This is a genomic window from Citrobacter sp. wls718 (assembly GCF_005280945.1).
Classification (GTDB): domain Bacteria; phylum Pseudomonadota; class Gammaproteobacteria; order Enterobacterales; family Enterobacteriaceae; genus Citrobacter; species Citrobacter gillenii.
The window spans coordinates 195,885-217,766 of sequence record NZ_SZWV01000102.1 but is presented as its reverse complement, the minus strand read 5'-3'; the positions used below and the strand labels follow the sequence as shown (position 1 = coordinate 217,766).

At 53.7% G+C, this 21,882-nt stretch carries 21 protein-coding genes; 15 read left to right on the top strand and 6 right to left on the bottom strand.

Going from position 1 to position 21,882, the window contains the following annotated elements:
• Positions 1 to 100: 100 nt before the first annotated feature.
• Both yaaA and FDW95_RS19670 read right to left on the bottom strand, forming a co-directional pair.
• A complete protein-coding gene (yaaA, locus tag FDW95_RS19675; RefSeq protein ID WP_115259511.1) occupies positions 101 to 874 on the bottom strand; it encodes a peroxide stress protein YaaA in 774 nt (257 codons plus the stop codon).
• Positions 875 to 951: 77 nt separating this feature from the next.
• Positions 952 to 2,382 (bottom strand): sodium:alanine symporter family protein, encoded by a 1,431-nt coding sequence (locus FDW95_RS19670; protein ID WP_115259510.1) that lies wholly within the window; start codon positions 2,380 to 2,382, stop codon positions 952 to 954.
• Positions 2,383 to 2,656: 274 nt separating this feature from the next.
• On the opposite strand from FDW95_RS19670, the gene tal reads away from it, so the two are divergent.
• From tal to FDW95_RS19655, 3 genes are all read left to right on the top strand, one after another.
• The gene (gene tal, locus FDW95_RS19665; RefSeq protein WP_115259509.1) at positions 2,657 to 3,610 is read left to right on the top strand and encodes a transaldolase; all 954 of its coding nucleotides are present in this window, start codon (positions 2,657 to 2,659) and stop codon (positions 3,608 to 3,610) included.
• A 110-nt stretch (positions 3,611 to 3,720) separates the two neighbouring features.
• Entirely contained in the window at positions 3,721 to 4,308 is a 588-nt protein-coding gene (mog, locus tag FDW95_RS19660) for a molybdopterin adenylyltransferase (RefSeq protein WP_115259508.1), read from the top strand.
• 124 nt (positions 4,309 to 4,432) lie between these two features.
• Positions 4,433 to 5,740 (top strand): MFS transporter, encoded by a 1,308-nt coding sequence (locus FDW95_RS19655; RefSeq protein WP_115259507.1) that lies wholly within the window; start codon positions 4,433 to 4,435, stop codon positions 5,738 to 5,740.
• Between the two features lie 35 nt (positions 5,741 to 5,775).
• On the opposite strand, the gene satP is transcribed toward FDW95_RS19655, so the two are convergent.
• Both satP and FDW95_RS19645 read right to left on the bottom strand, forming a co-directional pair.
• Positions 5,776 to 6,342, bottom strand: coding sequence for an acetate uptake transporter (gene satP / locus FDW95_RS19650; RefSeq protein ID WP_096758375.1), 567 nt, complete (start codon positions 6,340 to 6,342; stop codon positions 5,776 to 5,778).
• 171 nt (positions 6,343 to 6,513) lie between these two features.
• Positions 6,514 to 6,918 (bottom strand): DUF2541 family protein, encoded by a 405-nt coding sequence (locus FDW95_RS19645; protein ID WP_115259506.1) that lies wholly within the window; start codon positions 6,916 to 6,918, stop codon positions 6,514 to 6,516.
• A 384-nt stretch (positions 6,919 to 7,302) separates the two neighbouring features.
• Here FDW95_RS19645 and dnaK point away from each other — a divergent pair, with 384 nt between their 5' ends.
• The 4 genes from dnaK (at position 7,303) to nhaR (ending at position 12,754) form a co-directional block, all read left to right on the top strand.
• A complete protein-coding gene (gene dnaK, locus FDW95_RS19640) occupies positions 7,303 to 9,219 on the top strand; it encodes a molecular chaperone DnaK (protein ID WP_096758373.1) in 1,917 nt (638 codons plus the stop codon).
• An 86-nt stretch (positions 9,220 to 9,305) separates the two neighbouring features.
• On the top strand, positions 9,306 to 10,439 hold the full coding sequence (gene dnaJ / locus FDW95_RS19635) for a molecular chaperone DnaJ (protein ID WP_115259505.1): 1,134 nt from the start codon (positions 9,306 to 9,308) through the stop codon (positions 10,437 to 10,439).
• A gap of 210 nt (positions 10,440 to 10,649) precedes the next feature.
• Positions 10,650 to 11,816: a Na+/H+ antiporter NhaA gene (nhaA, locus tag FDW95_RS19630; protein WP_115259504.1), complete on the top strand. Its 1,167-nt coding sequence runs from the start codon at positions 10,650 to 10,652 to the stop codon at positions 11,814 to 11,816.
• A 38-nt stretch (positions 11,817 to 11,854) separates the two neighbouring features.
• The gene (gene nhaR / locus FDW95_RS19625; protein WP_115259503.1) at positions 11,855 to 12,754 is read left to right on the top strand and encodes a transcriptional activator NhaR; all 900 of its coding nucleotides are present in this window, start codon (positions 11,855 to 11,857) and stop codon (positions 12,752 to 12,754) included.
• Between the two features lie 59 nt (positions 12,755 to 12,813).
• Here nhaR and rpsT read toward each other — a convergent pair whose 3' ends face one another.
• Positions 12,814 to 13,077 (bottom strand): 30S ribosomal protein S20, encoded by a 264-nt coding sequence (gene rpsT / locus FDW95_RS19620; protein WP_003018940.1) that lies wholly within the window; start codon positions 13,075 to 13,077, stop codon positions 12,814 to 12,816.
• 105 nt (positions 13,078 to 13,182) lie between these two features.
• Between rpsT and FDW95_RS24045 the strand changes: the two genes are divergently transcribed.
• The 7 genes from FDW95_RS24045 (at position 13,183) to rihC (ending at position 20,194) form a co-directional block, all read left to right on the top strand.
• The gene (locus FDW95_RS24045) at positions 13,183 to 13,398 is read left to right on the top strand and encodes a DUF2575 family protein (RefSeq protein WP_096758366.1); all 216 of its coding nucleotides are present in this window, start codon (positions 13,183 to 13,185) and stop codon (positions 13,396 to 13,398) included.
• A 7-nt stretch (positions 13,399 to 13,405) separates the two neighbouring features.
• A complete protein-coding gene (gene ribF, locus FDW95_RS19610) occupies positions 13,406 to 14,344 on the top strand; it encodes a bifunctional riboflavin kinase/FAD synthetase (protein WP_115259502.1) in 939 nt (312 codons plus the stop codon).
• 37 nt (positions 14,345 to 14,381) lie between these two features.
• Positions 14,382 to 17,198, top strand: a complete 2,817-nt coding sequence (gene ileS, locus FDW95_RS19605) for an isoleucine--tRNA ligase (RefSeq protein WP_137363588.1) — start codon at positions 14,382 to 14,384, stop codon at positions 17,196 to 17,198.
• Positions 17,198 to 17,695 (top strand): signal peptidase II, encoded by a 498-nt coding sequence (lspA, locus tag FDW95_RS19600; protein ID WP_096758363.1) that lies wholly within the window; start codon positions 17,198 to 17,200, stop codon positions 17,693 to 17,695. The genes ileS and lspA overlap by 1 nt, the downstream gene beginning before the upstream one ends.
• Before the next feature lie 117 nt (positions 17,696 to 17,812).
• Positions 17,813 to 18,262, top strand: coding sequence for an FKBP-type peptidyl-prolyl cis-trans isomerase (gene fkpB, locus FDW95_RS19595; protein WP_115259500.1), 450 nt, complete (start codon positions 17,813 to 17,815; stop codon positions 18,260 to 18,262).
• Position 18,263: 1 nt separating this feature from the next.
• Entirely contained in the window at positions 18,264 to 19,214 is a 951-nt protein-coding gene (gene ispH / locus FDW95_RS19590; RefSeq protein WP_115259499.1) for a 4-hydroxy-3-methylbut-2-enyl diphosphate reductase, read from the top strand.
• A gap of 65 nt (positions 19,215 to 19,279) precedes the next feature.
• Positions 19,280 to 20,194 carry a ribonucleoside hydrolase RihC gene (rihC, locus tag FDW95_RS19585; protein ID WP_115259997.1) on the top strand — a complete coding sequence of 305 codons (915 nt, stop codon included), beginning with the start codon at positions 19,280 to 19,282 and terminating at the stop codon, positions 20,192 to 20,194.
• Here rihC and FDW95_RS19580 read toward each other — a convergent pair whose 3' ends face one another.
• Positions 20,195 to 21,103, bottom strand: a complete 909-nt coding sequence (locus FDW95_RS19580) for a LysR family transcriptional regulator (RefSeq protein ID WP_115259498.1) — start codon at positions 21,101 to 21,103, stop codon at positions 20,195 to 20,197. It lies immediately after the preceding gene.
• Between the two features lie 92 nt (positions 21,104 to 21,195).
• Here FDW95_RS19580 and FDW95_RS19575 point away from each other — a divergent pair, with 92 nt between their 5' ends.
• On the top strand, positions 21,196 to 21,828 hold the full coding sequence (locus tag FDW95_RS19575; protein ID WP_115259497.1) for an alanyl-tRNA editing protein: 633 nt from the start codon (positions 21,196 to 21,198) through the stop codon (positions 21,826 to 21,828).
• The last annotated feature ends 54 nt before the right edge of the window (positions 21,829 to 21,882 follow it).

The following is a 21,882-nucleotide window of genomic DNA, read 5'->3' as shown; positions in this document are numbered from 1 at the left end:
GTTGTGCCGGATGGTGACGCTAGCGCGTCTTATCCGGCCTACGGGCATTCGTTTTGTGTCGTAGGCCGGATAAGGCGTTAGCCGCCATCCGGCATGTACACTAGTGCTCGTGACGTTTAAACACCAACTCGCCTTTACCGGAAGCTTCTTCATCAAAGAAATAGCCCTCGCTGTTAAAGGCGGTCAGCTGTTCTGGCTGGGTTAAGCGGTTTTCAATGATATAGCGGCTCATCAGACCGCGCGCTTTTTTAGCATAGAAACTGATCACTTTGAATTTGCCATTTTTCTCGTCGAGGAAGACCGGTTTGATCAGCTCCGCGTTCAGTTTTTTCGGTTTCACGGACTTAAAATACTCATCCGAGGCGAGGTTAATCACCACGTTGTCGCCTTGTGCTTCCAGCGCTTCGTTCAGCTTGTCAGTGATGATGTCCCCCCAGAACTGGTAGAGATCTTTGCCTTTGGTGTTGGCAAGGCGAATGCCCATCTCGAGGCGGTAAGGCTGCATCAGATCCAGCGGGCGCAGCACGCCGTACAACCCGGACAACATGCGTAAATGCCGTTGGGCGAAATCAAAATCGGCCTCGCTGAAGGTGTCTGCCTGCAGCCCAGTGTAGACGTCGCCTTTAAACGCCAGGATGGCCTGACGCGCATTATCGGGCGTGAAGTCAGGCTGCCAGTCGTGGAAACGGGTGGCGTTCAGGTCCGCCAGCTTGTCGCTTATCCCCATCAGCTTACCTATTTGCGGTGCAGACAGCTGACGCGCTTCGTGGATAAGCTGCTGGGAATGGTCCAGCAGCTCGGGCAGCGTATGGCGCGTGGTGGCCAGTGGACTTTGGTAGTCGAGCGTTTTTGCAGGTGAAATCAGAATCAGCATATCCAGTCCTTGCGGGAGATTTACTGCGACTGTAGCAAAAAAAACGACAGAATTGATCGATGGTTGCGATTGCCGCGCTAGCTGCGCGGCGGCTCATCCCAGGTATCAGGTGCAAGCTGTTGTCTGATATCAGGATAACGCTGCGGATCAAATTCCGGTCGCACGCCGAGTTTTCGCTGGCGCAGGTAGTCGCTGGCAAGAGTATGAACAACCGGGGAAAGCAGCAAAATCGCCGTCAGATTCGTGATGGCCATGCAGGCCATAATAATGTCGGCGAGCTGCCACACCAGCGGAAAGTGGAGTAGTGTTCCGCCGATCACGGTGCAGACGGTGGTAATACGCAAAATCCAGATGATGCGAATGGTGTCCAGTTTCAGAAAGATCAGATTATTTTCTGCATAAATGTAGTTAGCGACAATAGAGCTGAAGGCGAACAGAACCACAATCAGCGCAACGAACCCGGCACCCCATTCCCCCGTGAGCGTTACCATGGCCTTCTGGACCAGTTGAATACCTTCCATTGGAACGTACGTGGTGCCATTGCCTGCCAGTAGAATAATCATTGCGCTGGCCGTACAGATAACCAACGTATCGCCCAGCACGCCAATCATCTGCACAATGCCTTGTGCGGCGGGATGCGGAGGCCATGACGCGGCCGCGGCCGCGGCGTTAGGCGTTGAACCCAGGCCCGCTTCATTAGAAAACATACCGCGTTGAAAGCCGCTGGCAATGGCCTGGCTTAGCGTATACCCGGCGGCGCCGGCGGCGGCTTCCTGCCAGCCAAACGCGCTTTTCACAATAGTGACGATGACCTCAGGGATCTGTCCGATATGCCACAGGCAGATGACGATGCTGCAGCCGACCCACAGCAGGGCCATTAAGGGCACGATCCATTGCATCAGGCGGGCAACGCCTTTAATACCGCCGACGATGACGAGCAAAGACAGCACTGCCAGCGAGATCCCGGATACGAGGGGCGGGATGTCGAAAGCAAACTCCAGCGCACGCGAGACCGAGTTCGCCTGGACGCTGTTAAAAACTAAGCCATAGGCAATGAGTAAAAAGATGGCGAACAGAACGCCCATCCAGCGCATGCCCAGCCCGCGCGCCATATACCACGCGGGTCCGCCGCGAAACTGGCCTTTACTGTCGCGTTCTTTATACAGTTGGGCGAGTGAGCATTCGGCAAATGAAGTTGCCATGCCGATCACCGCCGAGACCCACATCCAGAAGACGGCACCCGCCCCCCCAGCCGCGATAGCCAGGGCTACGCCTGCCAGGTTCCCGCTGCCGATACGGGCGGCGAGGCTGGTACACAGAGCCTGAAATGAGGTTAAACCCCCAGGTTGTGGGTTGATGCTATTTTTAAGACTTTTGCCAAACTGGCGAACGTAGCGGAACTGGACGAAACCGGTACGGTAAGTGAACCAAAATCCTGCGCCCAGCAGGAGATAGATCATCACCGAGCCCCACAGTATTTCATTAATAAATGCGAAAAAATCAGGCATTAACATCCCTCTTGTTGATGCCGGCACGCGCTAATATCCTGATGTAAGCGCTACCAATTATCGAACAATATAAACCTTGTAATGAGATTGATAGCGGGAGTTTACCATAACATCAGGTCGACTCTTTAATTGCGCACTATAGGCTCTGAGATGCGTAATCAGGGCTGAACGGCAGGTGAGGCACTCCCGGCGGTTGCGCTGAGAGTGCGTCGTGCTATCATCAGGAAAGATCGGTTACATCCCCCTAACACGCTGTTTAAAGAGAAACGCTATCATGACGGACAAATTGACCTCCCTTCGTCAGTTCACCACTGTAGTGGCCGACACCGGAGACATCGCGGCAATGAAGCTGTATCAGCCTCAGGATGCCACAACTAACCCTTCTCTCATTCTTAACGCAGCGCAGATCCCGGAATACCGCAAGCTGATTGATGACGCTGTGGCCTGGGCTAAGCAGCAGAGCAGCGACCGCGCGCAGCAGGTCGTCGACGCGACGGACAAACTGGCGGTAAACATCGGTCTGGAGATCCTGAAACTGGTCCCGGGTCGTATCTCTACTGAAGTTGACGCGCGCCTGTCCTACGACACCGAAGCGTCTATCGCGAAAGCGAAACGTCTGATCAAAATGTACAACGATGCTGGCATCAGCAACGATCGCATTCTGATCAAACTGGCTTCTACCTGGCAGGGTATCCGTGCCGCGGAGCAGCTGGAAAAAGAAGGCATCAACTGTAACCTGACTCTGCTGTTCTCCTTCGCGCAGGCGCGTGCATGTGCAGAAGCAGGCGTTTACCTGATTTCTCCGTTCGTTGGCCGTATTCTGGACTGGTACAAAGCCAACACCGATAAGAAAGAGTACGCACCGACAGAAGATCCGGGTGTGGTTTCCGTCACGGAAATCTATGAGTACTACAAACAGCACGGTTACGAAACCGTGGTGATGGGCGCGAGCTTCCGTAACATTGGCGAAATCATTGAGCTGGCGGGCTGCGATCGTCTGACTATTGCCCCGGCACTGCTGAAAGAGCTGGCTGAAAGCGAAGGCGCGCTCGAACGTAAACTGTCCTTCTCTGGCGAAGTGAAAGCGCGTCCTGCACGTATCACTGAAGCTGAGTTCCTGTGGCAGCACAACCAGGACCCGATGGCTGTAGACAAACTGGCGGACGGTATCCGTAAGTTTGCTGTAGACCAGGGCAAACTGGAAAAAATGATCGGCGATCTGCTGTAATCATTTGCGCGTGGCCCTGACGGGGGTCACGCTACCTCTTCTGAAATCTGTCTGTCCTTCCCTTCGCAGTGTATCATTCTGTTTAACGAGACTGTTTAAACGGAATAATCATGAATACTTTACGCATTGGCTTAGTTTCTATTTCTGACCGTGCCTCCAGCGGTGTTTATCAGGATAGGGGTATTCCCGCACTTGAAGAGTGGCTAGCGTCCGCCCTGACAACGCCTTTTGAACTGCAAACCCGGTTGATCCCGGATGAGCAGGCGATCATTGAACAAACATTGTGTGAACTGGTTGATGAAATGGGCTGTCACCTGGTGCTGACCACCGGCGGCACCGGCCCGGCGCGTCGTGATGTAACCCCAGATGCTACGATGGCGGTAGCCGACAGGCAGATGCCCGGCTTTGGTGAACAAATGCGCCAGATTAGCCTGCACTTTGTGCCGACGGCGATCCTCTCCCGTCAGGTTGGGGTTATTCGCAAGCAGGCACTGATCCTCAACCTGCCTGGCCAGCCGAAATCGATCAAAGAAACGCTGGAAGGGGTGAAAGACGCCGACGGTAACGTTATTGTGGCGGGTATTTTTGCAAGTGTACCATATTGTATACAGCTGCTGGATGGGCCGTATGTGGAAACCGCCCCGGAAGTGGTAGCATCTTTTCGGCCTAAAAGCGCGATACGCGATACAAATGCCTGAAAGTAGCCTTTTCGTGACATAAAGCGTAATGCCGGTGGAGTATTGAATTGTTTACGATATAGTAATTTTTGATTTACACGTATCGCTAAACACCTTCAATCACTCCACTGACGCATGGTTTGCTATGTCACAACATTCTCGACCGCTGAATCGCCAGGATTATAAAACCCTTTCGCTCGCTGCTCTCGGTGGGGCGCTCGAGTTTTATGATTTTATTATCTTTGTCTTCTTTGCCGCCGTTGTGGGTGAGCTGTTCTTCCCCGCGGACATTCCCGAATGGCTACGTCAGGTACAAACCTTCGGTATTTTTGCCGCGGGCTATCTGGCGCGCCCGTTAGGCGGCATCATCATGGCGCATTTTGGCGATCTGGTCGGGCGCAAAAAAATGTTCACTCTGAGCATTTTACTGATGGCGATACCGACGCTGGCGATAGGTCTGCTGCCGACGTATTCCTCGATGGGGATCCTGGCCCCGCTGTTGCTGTTGCTGATGCGTATTCTGCAAGGTGCCGCCATTGGAGGAGAAGTGCCGGGGGCCTGGGTGTTTGTTGCCGAACACGTGCCGGAGCGCCGTATCGGCATTGCCTGTGGAACGCTGACTGCCGGGTTAACGGTGGGGATCCTTCTGGGCTCGGTGGTGGCCACGTTGGTGAATACCAGCCTGACGCAGCAGGCGGTACATGAGTACGGCTGGCGTATACCTTTCTTGCTGGGAGGTGCGTTTGGGCTGGTGGCAATGTATTTGCGCCGCTGGTTGCAGGAGACGCCGATCTTTCTCGAGATGCAGCAGCGCAAAGCGTTGGCGCAGGAACTGCCGGTGAAGTCGGTCGTCAGCAAGCATAAAAAAGCAGTGGCGGTGTCGATGCTACTGACCTGGCTGCTCTCAGCTGGGATTGTGGTGGTGATCCTGATGTCGCCCGTCTGGATGCAAAAACAGTATGGTTTTGCACCTGCGCTGACGTTACAGGCCAACAGCGTGGCCACCATTATGCTGTGCATCGGGTGCTTGCTGGCGGGATTCGTGGTCGACAGAGTGGGTGCCAGCAAAACCTTTATTGTCGGTAGCCTGCTGCTGGCCTGTTCCAGCTGGTTTTTCTATCACCTGACCGGCAGTCATCCTGAGCACCTGTTCCTGTTGTACGGTCTGGTTGGGCTGTGCGTTGGCGTGGTTGGCGCGGTGCCTTACGTGATGGTACGGGCGTTCCCGGCGGAAGTCCGTTTTACCGGTATTTCTTTTTCCTATAACGTCTCGTATGCCATTTTCGGTGGTTTGACGCCAATCGCGGTCACGATGTTGATGAGTGTGTCGCCGATGGCTCCGGCCTGGTATGTGCTGGCGCTTTCGCTGGTGGGTTTAGGGCTGGGGATTTGGCTACGGCAGGATATTTATCATCGTGATACGGATGCTGAGGGAGAATTACAGCGTCTGTAAGGATTATCCCCCCTTGCGGGGGGATACAGACAGAATTAGTGCATTTCACCAATTGGCAGGATGGTGCGGCCAAACTGTTCGTTCAGCACTTCACCCATCGCCAGGTAAATGGCGCTTGCGCCACACACTAAGCCAATCCAGCCAGCAACATGAATAATCGCTTCGTTACCTGCAATATTGCCCACAGCCAGCAGGGCGAACAGCACGGTCAGGCTCAGGAAGACAAACTGCAGCGCGCGGTTTGCTTTCAGTGTGCCGAAGAACATGAACAGGGTGAACACGCCCCACAGACCCAAATACACGCCGAGGAACTGCACGTTCGGTGCTTCTGTCAGGCCCATTTTCGGCATTAACAGGATCGCGACCAGCGTCAGCCAGAACGAGCCGTAAGAGGTGAAGGCGGTTAAGCCGAAGGTATTGCCTTTTTTGTACTCCAGCAGACCGGCAAAAATTTGCGCGATACCGCCGTAGAACAGTCCCATCGCCAGGATAATACCGTCAAGGGCGAAGAAACCCGCATTATGCAGGTTAAGCAAAATGGTGGTCATGCCAAAGCCCATCAGGCCCAGCGGTGCCGGATTAGCCAACTTAGTGTTGCCCATAATTCCTCAAAATCATCATTGATTGAATGGTGAAATAATTTCCCCGAAAAACGATCACGGACTTCGGGGCGCGGCATGATAATCAGGGGAGAGGGGGCTGTCTATGATCTGATGAGGGGAAAATGAATTTTTTTCCCCAGTACTGAATATCATGGCCGAGAAGTCAGGGGGTTAGTCATCACCAATGACTTTTAAGGTCGCCATATCGGAGGAGTTTACTGACTGGCCAGAGAAGGTGATTTTAGACACACAGCGTTTGTTGTCGTTGTCGCTATTGATGTTAATCCAGTTGGTGGTTTTCCCCTCTTTGATGGAGGAAGGAACATTCAGGCTCTGGCTGGACATGCGCGCGGCTTTAAAATAAACGGAAGCGCCATTTAGTGTGATATCACCACGGTCTGCCGTCAGTTGAATACGCTTCACGACACGACAAACAGGGATTCTTAGCGTGAGATCGTTGGTTGCATTTCTGGGCATGGCAATCATTCCCAGAACTTTATGATCGTTAGCCTGTGCAGTGCTGCTCAGCAGCAGACCTATCAACAGGCTGGCGGGAAGGGTAAACAGGGATTTCATGAAATTTCTCTTTGACGGGTTCAAAAGTGAGTGACGAGTGACCATAATACCGCCGTTGGAAAAACGGTTCATGCAGGTAATCTTTTCTTTTTATTACAATTTTCAAGTGAATGACTGGTATTTTTAATATTGGTTTTATGAATTATTTTGGGGTGGTGATTATTTACTTTCCTGTTTTTCTGCCCGTTATCTCTCATTTTATTGCGATCGGGCTAAAAAAAATTTGCATGCCCCCCTTGATGACGTGGGTTACGACCCCATCTTGTAGACAACCGCAGTGGTGAGTCTGAAAAAAAACGATTCAGGGTAGTTGAAACCGCACGTTTCGCCCTTATTACAGATTCACAACCACCTGATGACAGAATTTTTAGTGGAGACGTTTAGATGGGTAAAATTATTGGTATCGACCTGGGTACTACCAACTCTTGTGTAGCGATTATGGATGGCACTACTGCACGTGTGCTGGAGAACGCCGAGGGCGATCGCACCACGCCTTCTATCATTGCTTATACCCAGGATGGTGAAACTCTGGTTGGTCAGCCGGCTAAACGTCAGGCAGTGACAAACCCGCAAAACACCCTGTTTGCGATTAAACGCCTGATTGGCCGCCGCTTCCAGGACGAAGAAGTACAGCGTGATGAAGCCATCATGCCGTACAAAATCATCGGTGCTGACAACGGTGATGCATGGATTGACGTAAAAGGTCAGAAACTGGCACCGCCGCAGATCTCTGCTGAAGTGCTGAAAAAAATGAAGAAAACGGCTGAAGATTACCTGGGCGAACCGGTAACTGAAGCGGTTATCACCGTACCTGCATACTTCAACGATGCTCAGCGTCAGGCAACGAAAGACGCCGGCCGTATCGCAGGTCTGGAAGTCAAACGTATCATCAACGAACCGACCGCTGCTGCACTGGCTTACGGTCTGGACAAAGAAGTCGGCAACCGTACTATCGCGGTCTACGACCTCGGTGGTGGTACTTTCGATATCTCTATTATCGAAATCGACGAAGTTGACGGTGAAAAAACCTTCGAAGTTCTGGCAACCAACGGTGATACCCACCTCGGTGGTGAAGACTTCGATAGCCGCATGATCAACTATCTCGTTGATGAATTTAAGAAAGATCAGGGCATTGACCTGCGTAACGACCCGCTGGCAATGCAGCGCCTGAAAGAAGCCGCAGAGAAAGCGAAAATTGAGCTGTCTTCTGCGCAGCAGACCGACGTTAACCTGCCGTACATCACTGCAGATGCGTCTGGTCCGAAACACATGAACATCAAAGTGACTCGTGCGAAACTGGAAAGCCTGGTAGAAGACCTGGTTAACCGTTCTATCGAGCCGCTGAAAGTTGCTCTGCAGGATGCTGGTCTGTCTGTTTCTGACGTTCAGGATGTTATCCTGGTCGGTGGTCAGACTCGTATGCCGATGGTACAGAAGAAAGTTGCTGAGTTCTTCGGTAAAGAACCGCGTAAAGACGTTAACCCGGACGAAGCTGTAGCAATCGGTGCTGCTGTTCAGGGTGGTGTATTGACCGGTGATGTTAAAGACGTACTGCTGCTGGACGTTACCCCGCTGTCTCTGGGTATCGAAACCATGGGCGGCGTGATGACTCCGCTGATCGCGAAAAACACCACTATCCCGACCAAGCACAGCCAGGTGTTCTCTACCGCTGAAGACAACCAGTCTGCGGTAACCATCCATGTGCTGCAGGGTGAACGTAAACGTGCTGCTGATAACAAAGATCTGGGTCAGTTTAACCTGGATGGTATCAGCCCGGCACCGCGCGGTATGCCGCAGATCGAAGTGACCTTCGATATCGATGCTGACGGTATCCTGCACGTTTCTGCGAAAGATAAAAACAGCGGTAAAGAGCAGAAGATCACCATCAAGGCGTCTTCTGGTCTGAACGAAGAAGAAATTCAGAAAATGGTTCGCGAAGCAGAAGCGAACGCAGAATCTGACCGTAAGTTTGAAGAGCTGGTCCAGACCCGCAACCAGGGTGACCATCTGCTGCACAGCACTCGCAAGCAGGTTGAAGAAGCAGGCGATAAACTGCCGGCTGACGACAAAACTGCTATCGAGTCCGCTCTGACTGCGCTGGAAACGTCTTTGAAAGGCGAAGACAAAGCAGATATCGAAGCGAAAATGCAGGCGCTGGCACAGGTTTCCCAGAAACTGATGGAAATCGCTCAGCAGCAGCATGCACAGCAGCAGGCGGGTTCAGCTGATGCTTCCGCGAACAACGCGAAAGATGACGATGTTGTCGACGCTGAGTTTGAAGAAGTGAAAGACAAAAAATAATCGCCCTTTGAACGGGTAAAACACTGGCACGGGCGAAGAGGTTTCCTCTCCGCCCGTGCACGCATGTTAGGGGCAGATAAAAAGAGATGGCTAAGCAAGACTATTACGAGATTTTGGGCGTTTCCAAAACAGCGGAAGAGCGTGAAATCAAAAAGGCCTATAAGCGCCTGGCCATGAAATTTCACCCGGACCGTAACCAGGGTGATAAAGAGGCCGAAGCCAAATTCAAAGAGATCAAAGAAGCCTACGAGATCCTGACCGACGCGCAAAAACGCGCGGCTTACGATCAGTACGGTCATGCTGCGTTTGAGCAAGGCGGTATGGGCGGCGGTGGCGGTTTCGGCGGCGGTGCTGACTTCAGCGATATCTTTGGTGACGTGTTTGGCGATATCTTTGGCGGTGGTCGTGGCCGTCAGCGCGCCTCACGTGGTGCGGATTTACGTTACAACATGGATCTCACTCTGGAAGAAGCCGTGCGTGGCGTCACCAAAGAGATCCGTATTCCTACGCTGGAAGAGTGTGACGTTTGCCACGGCAGCGGCGCGAAATCCGGGACTCAGCCGCAGACCTGTCCGACCTGTCACGGTTCCGGTCAGGTGCAGATGCGTCAGGGTTTCTTTGCCGTACAGCAGACCTGTCCACACTGTCAGGGCCGCGGTACGCTGATTAAAGATCCGTGCAACAAATGTCACGGGCATGGCCGCGTAGAGAAGAGCAAAACACTGTCCGTTAAAATCCCGGCAGGGGTTGATACCGGTGACCGTATTCGTTTATCTGGTGAAGGCGAAGCGGGTGAGCATGGCGCACCGTCAGGCGATTTGTACGTTCAGGTGCAGGTGAAACAGCACCCGATTTTCGAACGTGAAGGAAATAACCTGTACTGTGAAGTGCCGATCAACTTTGCGATGGCTGCGCTGGGCGGCGAGATTGAAGTCCCGACGCTGGATGGCCGGGTGAAGTTAAAAGTCCCTGGCGAAACGCAAACCGGTAAACTTTTCCGTATGCGTGGTAAAGGCGTTAAGTCGGTACGCGGTGGTGCTCAGGGCGATCTGCTGTGTCGCGTGGTGGTTGAAACCCCGGTTGGTTTGAACGACAAGCAGAAACAGTTGCTGAAAGATCTGCAGGACAGTTTTGGTGGCCCGACGGGGGAACAAAACAGCCCGCGTTCTAAAAGCTTCTTCGACGGCGTGAAGAAATTCTTTGACGACCTGACGCGTTAATTTACCGCCATAAATTTGATAAAAAGCCTGGGACTGAAGAGTCTCAGGCTTTTTTATTTTTTCGGATCCGTCCTGAACAGGAACGAAACAATCCCCAGATTGTTAGATCGTAAAAACCGATCTATTTATCATGAATAATCTAATATTAACGATGAGTCATGCGGAGTAAGATAGTAATTACGAAGTATTCACCCAATAGAGAGAATAAAAGTGAAACATCTACATCGTTTTTTTAGTAGCGATGCCTCGGGAGGCATTATTTTGATCATCGCTGCGGTAGTAGCAATGTTGATGGCCAATATCGGCGTAACCAGTGGATGGTACCACGACTTTCTGGAGACCCCGGTTCAACTGCGGGTCGGCGCGCTTGAGATCAATAAAAATATGCTGCTGTGGATCAACGACGCCTTAATGGCGGTGTTTTTCCTGCTGATTGGTCTGGAAGTTAAGCGTGAGCTGATGCAGGGATCGCTGGCCAGTTTACGCCAGGCTGCGTTTCCGGTGATTGCCGCGATTGGCGGGATGATTGTCCCGGCGCTGTTGTATCTGGCATTCAACTATGCCGACCCCATCACACGTGAAGGATGGGCGATCCCGGCGGCAACGGATATCGCTTTTGCGCTCGGCGTACTGGCGCTGCTGGGTAGCCGTGTTCCGCTGGCGCTGAAAATCTTTCTCATGGCGTTGGCGATTATTGACGATCTTGGCGCGATTGTGATCATCGCACTGTTCTATACCAGCGATCTCTCTCTGCTGTCGTTGGGGGTTGCCGCATTAGCGATTCTTATTCTGGCGGCGTTGAACCTGTGTGGTGTCAGACGTACCGGTATTTATATCCTGGTGGGCGTCGTGCTATGGACCGCAGTGCTGAAGTCAGGGGTGCATGCGACGCTGGCGGGTGTGATTGTCGGTTTCTTTATCCCGTTGAAGGAAAAGCATGGCCGTTCTCCGGCGAAACGTCTGGAGCATGTGCTACATCCGTGGGTGGCCTATTTGATTCTGCCGTTGTTTGCCTTCGCCAATGCGGGGGTTCCACTGCAGGGTGTGACGATGGACGGATTGACCTCCATCCTGCCGCTGGGGATTATCGCCGGCCTGCTTATCGGTAAACCGCTGGGGATTAGCCTGTTCTGCTGGCTGGCGTTACGCCTCAAGGTGGCGCAGCTGCCTGAAGGCACGAACTTCCAGCAAATCATGGCGGTGGGTATTCTGTGCGGGATTGGCTTTACGATGTCTATTTTCATCGCCAGCCTGGCGTTTGGTAACGTTGATCCGGAGCTGATTAACTGGGCGAAACTGGGGATCCTGATTGGTTCTCTGCTATCGGCGGTGATCGGTTATAGCTGGCTGCGTACCCGGTTAAACGCGTCAGCCTGAGCCGATAACCCTTTGGTGACAATTTTCAGGGAGAGAGTATGTCTCATATAAATTACAACCACCTGTATTACTTCTGGCATGTGTATAAAGAAGGTTCGGTGGTGGGGGCCGCAGAAGCGCTTTATCTGACACCGCAAACCATTACCGGGCAGATCAAAGCGCTGGAGGAACGCTTACAGGGGAAGTTGTTTAAGCGTAAGGGGCGAGGGCTGGAGCCTAGTGAGCTAGGCGAATTAGTTTTTCGTTATGCGGACAAAATGTTCACTTTAAGCCAGGAGATGCTGGATATCGTGAACTACCGCAAAGAGTCTAACTTGCTGTTCGATGTGGGCGTGGCGGATGCGTTATCTAAACAGCTGGTCAGTAGCGTGCTCGACGCTGCCGTCGTTGACGATGAACAAATCCATCTACGCTGCTTTGAATCCACGCATGAGATGCTGCTGGAGCAGCTCAGCCAGCACAAGCTGGATATGATTATCTCCGACTGCCCAATCGACTCAACGCAGCAGGAAGGGCTGTTCTCGGTAAAAATCGGCGAGTGTTGCGTGAGTTTCTGGTGCACCAATCCGCTGCCGGAGAAGCCGTTTCCAGCCTGCCTTGAGGAGCGTCGCCTGCTGATACCAGGACGTCGCTCAATGCTCGGGCGCAAGCTGCTGAACTGGATTAACTCGCAGGGACTGAACGTTGAGATCCTCGGGGAGTTTGACGATGCCGCCTTGATGAAAGCCTTTGGCGCTACGCACAATGCTATTTTCGTCGCCCCTACGCTCTATTCGAACAATTTCTACGCTGATGATTCCATCATTGAGATTGGACGCGTGGAGAATGTGATGGAGGAGTACCATGCCATTTTTGCGGAGAGGATGATCCAGCATCCGGCGGTGCAGCGTATTTGCAATGCTAACTACTCGGCATTGTTTGCGCCGGGGAGTAAGTAAACAGACATAAAAAAACCCGCTTACGCGGGTTTTTTCACAAAGCGACAGCAAGCAGGCGATTAAGCCAGTTTGTTGATCTGTGCAGTCAGGTTTGCTTTATGACGTGCAGCTTTGTTTTTGTGGATCAGACCTTTAGCAGCCTGACGATCCACGATTGGTTGCATTTCGTTAAATGCTTTCAGTGCAGTAGCTTTGTCGCCAGCTTCAATAGCTGCGTATACTTTCTTGATGAAAGTACGCATCATAGAGCGACGGCTAGCGTTGTGCTTGCGGGCCTTTTCAGACTGAACGGCGCGCTTCTTAGCTGATTTGATATTAGCCAAGGTCCAACTCCCAAATGTGTTCTATATGGACAATTCAAAGGCCGAGGAATATGCCCTTTTAGCCTTCTTTTGTCAATGGATTTGTGCAAATAAGCGCCGTTTAAATTGCAGCACTCGTTGCGTAGTGATGGCGCAGGATTCTACCAGCTTGCGTGCTGTGAATACAGCTTTTCCACGAGAAAAGTTGAATTGATTGGTCAGCGGAGGACCGCATTTTGTTTCATAACAATGAAAACAATCTTCTTTCTGTTTCGCAGAACCAATCGCCGGTTAACCTTGACCGCTGTACAGGGTATACTTTCACGATTTTCACTGTTTTGAGCCAGACATGAAGCTGATACGAGGCATACATAATCTCAGTCAGGCCCCGCATGGGTGTGTGCTGACTATTGGTAATTTCGACGGCGTGCACCGTGGTCATCGCGCGTTGTTGCAGGGCTTACAGGAAGAAGGGCGCAAACGAAATTTACCGGTCATGGTGATGATTTTCGAGCCGCAGCCGCTGGAGCTGTTTGCGACTGAAAAGTCACCTGCGCGACTGACCCGCCTGCGGGAAAAGCTGCGTTATCTGGCGGAATGTGGTGTTGATTACGTGCTGTGCGTGCGTTTTGACCGGCGTTTTGCCGCATTAACGGCGCAGAACTTTATCAGCGACCTGTTGGTGAAGCGCCTTGGCGTACAATTTCTTGCCGTAGGTGATGATTTCCGCTTTGGCGCTAGCCGCGCGGGCGATTTCTTGTTATTACAGGAAGCGGGCGCGGAGTATGGCTTTGATATCACCAGCACCCAGACCTTCTGTGAGGGCGGGGTGCGAATCAGCAGCACTGCTGTGCGCCAGGCGCTAGCAGAAGATAATCTGCTGTTAGCCGAAAGCTTACTGGGCCATCCGTTTACCATTTCAGGACGGGTGGTACACGGCGACGAGTTAGGGCGGACCATCGGGTTCCCCACGGCGAATTTACCGCTTCGTCGCCAGGTTTCTCCAGTTAAAGGGGTGTACGCGGTTGAGGTGATGGGCTTGGGCGAAACGCCTTTACCCGGTGTCGCGAATATCGGAACCCGCCCAACGGTGGCCGGTGTACGCCAGCAGTTAGAAGTGCATCTACTGGATGTTGTAATGGACCTCTACGGTCGCCATATAGATGTCGTGCTGCGTAAAAAAATACGCAACGAGCAGCGATTTGCCTCGCTGGATGAACTAAAAGCGCAGATTGCGCGTGATGAGTTAACTGCCCGCGAATTTTTTGGGCTATCAAAACCGGCTTAACGCCTATACGAGTTTTAAATACGGAACCGAGAATCTGATGAGTGACTTTAAATCAACCCTGAATTTGCCGGAAACAGGGTTCCCGATGCGCGGCGATCTCGCCAAGCGTGAACCGGGAATGCTGGCGCGTTGGACCGATGATGACCTGTACGGCATCATTCGTGCGGCTAAAAAAGGCAAAAAAACCTTTATTCTGCATGATGGCCCTCCTTATGCGAATGGCAGCATTCATATTGGTCACTCCGTTAACAAGATTCTGAAAGACATTATCGTGAAGTCCAAAGGGCTTTCCGGTTACGACTCCCCTTATATCCCTGGCTGGGACTGCCACGGCCTGCCTATCGAACTGAAAGTAGAGCAGGAGTTCGGCAAGCCGGGTGAAAAGTTCACTGCCGCAGAGTTCCGCGCCAAGTGCCGCGAATACGCCGCAACGCAGGTTGACGGTCAGCGTAAAGACTTTATCCGTCTGGGCGTGCTGGGTGACTGGCAGAAGCCGTACCTGACGATGGACTTCAAAACCGAAGCCAACATCATTCGCGCGCTGGGCAAAATCATCGGCAACGGCCACCTGCATAAAGGCGCGAAGCCGGTGCACTGGTGTGTAGACTGCCGTTCCGCGCTGGCGGAAGCGGAAGTTGAGTATTACGACAAAACCTCCCCGTCTATCGACGTTGCGTTCCACGCCGCCGATCAGGATGTGGTGAAAGCGAAATTTGGCGTTTCTGACGTGAATGGCCCGATCTCTCTGGTTATCTGGACCACCACCCCGTGGACCCTGCCGGCTAACCGTGCGATTTCTCTGGCCCCTGATTTTGACTATGCACTGGTGCAGATTGACGGTCAGGCCGTGATTCTGGCAAAAGACCTGGTCGAAAGTGTGATGCAGCGCCTCGGCGCGGCGGATTACACCATTCTGGGCACGGTAAAAGGCGCTGAGCTGGAATTGCTGCGCTTTACCCATCCGTTCATGGGCTTTGATGTTCCGGCGATCCTGGGCGATCACGTGACGCTGGATGCCGGTACCGGTGCGGTACACACCGCGCCTGGCCACGGTCCGGATGACTATGTGATTGGTCAGAAATACGGCCTGGAAGTCGCAAACCCGGTAGGGCCAGATGGTACCTATCTGCCGGGTACGTACCCGACCCTGGATGGGGTTAACGTCTTCAAAGCGAACGATGTTGTCGTGGCGCTGCTGACTGAAAAAAGTGCACTGCTGCACGTTGAGAAGATGCAGCACAGCTATCCGTGCTGCTGGCGTCACAAGTCACCGATCATCTTCCGTGCCACCCCGCAGTGGTTTGTCAGCATGGATCAGAAAGGCCTGCGTGCGCAGTCGCTGAAAGAGATCAAAGGCGTGCAGTGGATCCCCGATTGGGGCCAGGCGCGTATTGAATCGATGGTCGCCAACCGCCCTGACTGGTGTATCTCCCGTCAGCGTACGTGGGGTGTGCCGATGTCTCTGTTTGTCCACAAAGACACTGAAGAGCTGCATCCGCGCGCCATCGAACTGATGGAAGAAGTGGCTAAACGCGTTGAAGTTGACGGTATCCAGGCGTGGTGGGATCTCGATCCCAAAGATATCCTCGGTGATGAAGCCGATCAGTACGTCAAAGTACCGGATACCCTGGACGTATGGTTCGACTCTGGTTCTACCCACTCATCCGTCGTCGACGTGCGTCCTGAGTTTTCGGGGCATGCGGCAGATATGTATCTGGAAGGCTCTGACCAGCATCGTGGCTGGTTCATGTCTTCGCTGATGATCTCCACTGCGATGAAGGGCAAAGCGCCGTACCGTCAGGTACTGACCCACGGTTTTACCGTTGATGGTCAGGGCCGCAAGATGTCCAAGTCCATCGGTAACACCGTTTCTCCGCAGGACGTGATGAACAAGCTGGGTGCGGATATTCTGCGCCTGTGGGTGGCGTCTACCGACTATACCGGTGAAATGGCCGTTTCTGACGAAATCCTGAAACGTGCTGCCGACAGCTATCGCCGTATCCGTAACACCGCGCGCTTCCTGCTGGCAAACCTGAACGGGTTTGATCCGGTGAAAGACATGGTGAAACCGGAAGAGATGGTTGTTCTGGACCGGTGGGCTGTGGGCTGTGCGCAAGCGGCGCAGGACGAGATCCTCAAAGCCTACGAAGCCTATGACTTCCACGAAGTGGTACAGCGCCTGATGCGTTTCTGCTCCGTCGAAATGGGTTCGTTCTACCTCGACATCATTAAAGACCGTCAGTACACCGCGAAAGCGGACAGCGTGGCGCGTCGTAGCTGCCAGACCGCGCTGTTCCATATTGCTGAAGCACTGGTGCGCTGGATGGCGCCGATCATGTCCTTCACCGCAGATGAAATCTGGGGCTACCTGCCGGGCTCCCGCGAGAAGTATGTCTTCACCGGTGAGTGGTATCAGGGGCTGTTTGGCCTGGCCGATACCGAAGCGATGAACGATACGTTCTGGAACGAGCTGCTGAAAGTGCGTGGCGAAGTGAACAAGGTCATCGAGCAGGCACGTGCAGACAAGAAAGTGGGCGGTTCTCTGGAAGCGGCAGTGACCCTGTACGCTGAACCTGAACTGGCTGCCAAGCTGACAGCGCTGGGCGAAGAGTTACGCTTTGTTCTGTTGACCTCGGGTGCGACTGTTGCGGACTATGCTGCAGCACCGGCCGATGCTCAGCAGAGCGAACTGCTCAAAGGCTTGAAAATTGCTCTGAGCAAAGCCGAAGGCGAGAAATGCCCGCGCTGCTGGCATTACACGACCGACGTGGGTCAGGTGGCGGAACATGCAGAAATCTGCGGACGCTGTGTCAGCAACATCGCCGGTGATGGCGAACAACGTAAGTTTGCCTGATGAGTCAGCCTCTTTGTTCAACAGGACTCCGCTGGCTGTGGCTGGTGGTAGTCGTGCTGATTATTGATTTGGGCAGCAAGTACCTGATCCTCCAGAATTTTGCTCTGGGGGATACGGTGTCGCTGTTCCCGTCACTGAATCTGCACTATGCGCGTAACTATGGCGCGGCGTTTAGCTTCCTGGCTGACAGCGGTGGCTGGCAGCGGTGGTTCTTTGCCGGTATCGCGATCGGTATTTGCGTCATTCTAATGGTGATGATGTATCGCTCGAAGGCGACGCAGAAGCTGAATAACATCGCGTATGCGTTAATCATTGGCGGTGCACTGGGCAACCTGTTTGACCGCCTGTGGCACGGCTTCGTCGTGGATATGATTGACTTTTACGTAGGTGACTGGCATTTCGCCACCTTCAACCTTGCCGATACGGCGATTTGTATCGGTGCGGCGTTGATTGTGCTGGAAGGCTTCTTACCGGCGAAAGAGAAAAAAGCCGCATAAAAATATGCCGGATGGCGCTATGCTTATCCGGCCTACATTCTACTGCGAATCTTGTAGGCCCGGTAAGCGTAGCGCCACCGGGCAAACAGGCGGCAGCACTTTTAAAGAGCAACCTGCATGTCTAAATCAGTACAGAGTAACAGTGCGGTGCTGGTGCACTTCACCTTAAAGCTCGACGATGGCTCCACCGCAGAGTCAACCCGCAGTAACGGCAAGCCTGCGCTGTTTCGCCTGGGCGACGGTTCTCTGTCTGAAGGACTGGAACAACACCTGCTGGGGTTAAAAGAGGGCGATAAAACCACTTTTGCTCTGGAGCCGGATGCTGCTTTTGGCGTATCAAGCCCGGACCTCATTCAGTATTTCTCGCGTCGGGAGTTTATGGACGCGGGTGAGCCAGAAATTGGCGCTATCATGCTCTTTACCGCAATGGACGGCAGTGAGATGCCTGGCGTGATCCGCGAAATCAACGGTGATTCCATCACGGTTGACTTCAACCATCCGCTGGCTGGGCATACCGTTCATTTTGATATTGAAGTGCTGGAAGTCGAACCGGCACTGGAGGCGTAAAATGCAGATCCTGTTGGCTAACCCGCGCGGATTTTGCGCTGGCGTAGACCGCGCTATCAGCATTGTGGAAAACGCGCTGGCTATCTACGGCGCGCCGATTTATGTCCGTCATGAAGTGGTGCATAACCGCTATGTGGTGGATAGCCTGCGCGAGCGCGGTGCTATTTTTATTGAGCAAATCAGTGAAGTACCGGACGGTGCGATCCTGATTTTCTCCGCCCACGGCGTGTCTCAGGCCGTGCGTAACGAAGCCAAAGGCCGCGATCTGACGGTCTTTGATGCCACCTGCCCGCTGGTGACCAAAGTGCATATGGAAGTCGCGCGCGCCAGCCGTCGTGGCGAAGAGTCGATTCTGATTGGTCACGCCGGACACCCGGAGGTTGAGGGTACGATGGGCCAGTACAGCAACCCGCAGGGGGGGATGTACCTGGTGGAATCGCCGGAAGACGTCCTGACGTTGAATGTCAAAAATGAAGGTAAGCTCTCCTTCATGACCCAGACTACGCTCTCGGTTGATGACACCTCTGATGTGATCGATGCCCTGCGTCAACGCTTCCCAAAAATTGTTGGGCCGCGCAAAGACGATATCTGCTATGCCACCACCAACCGTCAGGAAGCGGTTCGTGCGTTGGCGGAGCAAGCGGATGTGGTACTGGTTGTCGGCTCGAAAAACTCGTCGAACTCCAACCGCCTGGCAGAACTGGCCCAGCGTATGGGCAAGGCCGCGTATCTGATTGACGATGCGACCGATATCCAGGAAGCCTGGGTGAAAGATGCGGCGTGCGTCGGCGTGACGGCCGGTGCTTCTGCGCCGGATATTCTGGTACAGAACGTGATTGTCCGTCTGCAGGAGCTCGGTGGTGGGGATGCTATCCCACTGGAAGGCCGTGAAGAGAACATCGTTTTCGAAGTGCCGAAAGAGCTGCGTGTGGATGTTCGTGAAGTAGAGTAACTCTTTCGCGTCATGATTATGAGAAGATGCCAGACTTAACGTCTGGCATTTTTTTTGGAGAAACCATGCGCTTACCGATCATTCTTGATACTGATCCCGGCATTGATGATGCGGCGGCGATTGCCGCTGTACTGTTTTCCCCCGAGCTGGATCTGCAACTGATGACGACGGTGGCAGGCAACGTGTCGGTGGAAAAAACGACCCGTAATGCGTTGCAGTTGCTGCACTTTTGGAATGCGGATATTCCGTTGGCGCAGGGGGCAGCTATGCCGCTGGTACGGCCGCTGCGTGATGCGGCTTCAGTGCACGGTGAGTCTGGTATGGCAGGGTATGATTTTGTCGAACACAATCGGCAGCCGCTGGCGAAACCCGCCTTCCAGGCAATTCGAGATGCGCTGATGCATGCCCCGCAGCCCGTTACGCTGGTGGCAATTGGCCCGTTGACCAATATTGCTCTGTTGCTTACCCACTATCCTGAATGCGTATTCAATATTCGCCGCCTGGTGATGATGGGCGGTTCAGCCGGGCGCGGTAACTTTACGCCCAATGCGGAGTTTAATATTGCTGTCGATCCCGAAGCGGCGGCGAAGGTCTTTCGCAGTGGGCTGGAGATAGTCATGTGCGGGCTGGATGTCACCAACCAGGCCATGCTGGCACCAGAGTACCTGGCAACATTACCCGCACGTAATCAGACGGGGAAAATGCTGCATGCGCTGTTCAGTCATTATCGTAGCGGCAGCATGAATACCGGTCTGCGTATGCACGATCTCTGCGCCATTGCCTGGCTGGTCCGCCCGGATCTGTTCACGCTCCAGCCCTGCTTTGTGGCGGTGGAAACCCAGGGGGAATACACCTCGGGAACGACGGTAGTGGATATCGAGGGTCGCCTTGGGCAGCCCGCCAACGCGCAGGTCGCGCTGGCGCTGGATGTTGACGGCTTCCGCCAGTGGGTCGCTGAGGTGCTGTCACGCGCGCCATAATCAACGGCCAGATTGAGGCAATTTCTCGCTAAGGTAATCAATCATGGCCCGCATTCTGGCGGGCATATGTCGGTTGCGTGTCCATAAGAGCCACAGATCGCCGCTGTAATCGCTGATAAACTCCCACTCCGGTAATACCTGGACAATCTCGCCGCTGGCAAGCGTTTCACGGGCGGTAAACAGCGGCAGGCTGCCAATCCCCAGATGATGCTTTACCGCGTCCAGCCGCACGCCGGTATGGTTGGCAGCATAACGCCCATGAGTTTGCAGAGTTTCAATTTTATCCCCACGGCGAAACTTCCAGCGCGAATCAGCGGGCGTTTCGCCAAGGCTAATACAGCTATGATCGCGCAGGGCTTGTGGGGTATCGGGCGTACCGTGCTGGCGCAAATATTCCGGCGTGGCGCAGATAACGTGACTGACCGGCATCAGCGGCTTGCCGTACAAACCCGGCGACGGCGACTGACTGATGCGCAGTGCCAGATCCACGCCATCATCAATCAAGTCCATATAGCGGTCTTCCAGCCTCAGACAGACATCCACGTCCGGGAAGCGGGTGAAAAACTCCGCCATTAAAGGGTGAATAACAAAACGCCCGACCGCCTTTGGCACGCTGACCGTTAGCTTCCCCTGGGCAATGGTCTGGCGGCTGCTGCCGGAGTCTACCGCCATTTGCGCGGCGTTTAGCATCTCTTGCGCGTGTTCATAAACCATCTTCCCGGTCTCGCTTAGCGCCAGCTTACGGGTGGTGCGGTGCAGCAGTTTGCTGCCTAATGCCTGCTCAAGCCGCGAGACGCTGCGGCTGATAGCGGAAGGCGTTGCGCCGGATATTTTGGCGGCGGCGGAGAAACTCCCCTGGTCGACAATCAACACAAAGGTGGCAAGGTCAGGAAGCAGGTTGGGATTCATTTGTGCGTACCGGGCAAAGATGCATTGAATGTTGATGGGATTATCGGTGCTGGTAAAGTGAATATACTCTGCTCATCAAGAGGAGAACAACCATGACTGAACGTCTTTATTACACCAGCGATGACACCCGAGGCCATGCGACGATCACACACTGCACGGCAGAACCCGATGGGCGCTATGCGATTACGCTCGATAGCACGCTGTTTCATCCACAGGGCGGCGGACAACCCTCGGACAGTGGCGCGATCGGTGGCGTCCCGGTTGAAGGCGTGATGACGCGCGGTGAAGAGGTGGTGCATATTGTGGCGCAACCGCTGCCGCCTGGCGAAACGACGCTGCATATTGATGCTGCTGTCCGCCATCTTCACGCCCGTCTGCACTCAGCCGGGCACATGATTGGTCAGGCCGGTGAAATATTTGGTTGGCGACCGGTTAAAGCGCACCATTGGCCGAATGAAGGGCGCATTACTTTTGCGATAGGTGAGGGCAGCACTTTGCCGGAAGCGACACAACTGATGGCGAAAATTGGCCAATGGCAGACCGACAATCTTGCGCGCCGAATTACCTTTGACGGCGGCTTACGCCAGGTCGGTTTTGGTGACCTACCGGGATATCCTTGTGGCGGTACGCACGTGGCCCGTTTATCCGAGCTGGGTGAGGTGATCATTACACAGGTTAAGCTGAAAAAAGGGCAGATGGTGGTGAGCTATACTCTAGCGGCCTGAAAATGGGCTGGCAGAAACGGTCACGCGAATTGGCTACCTACCGTTGGGTTTTAA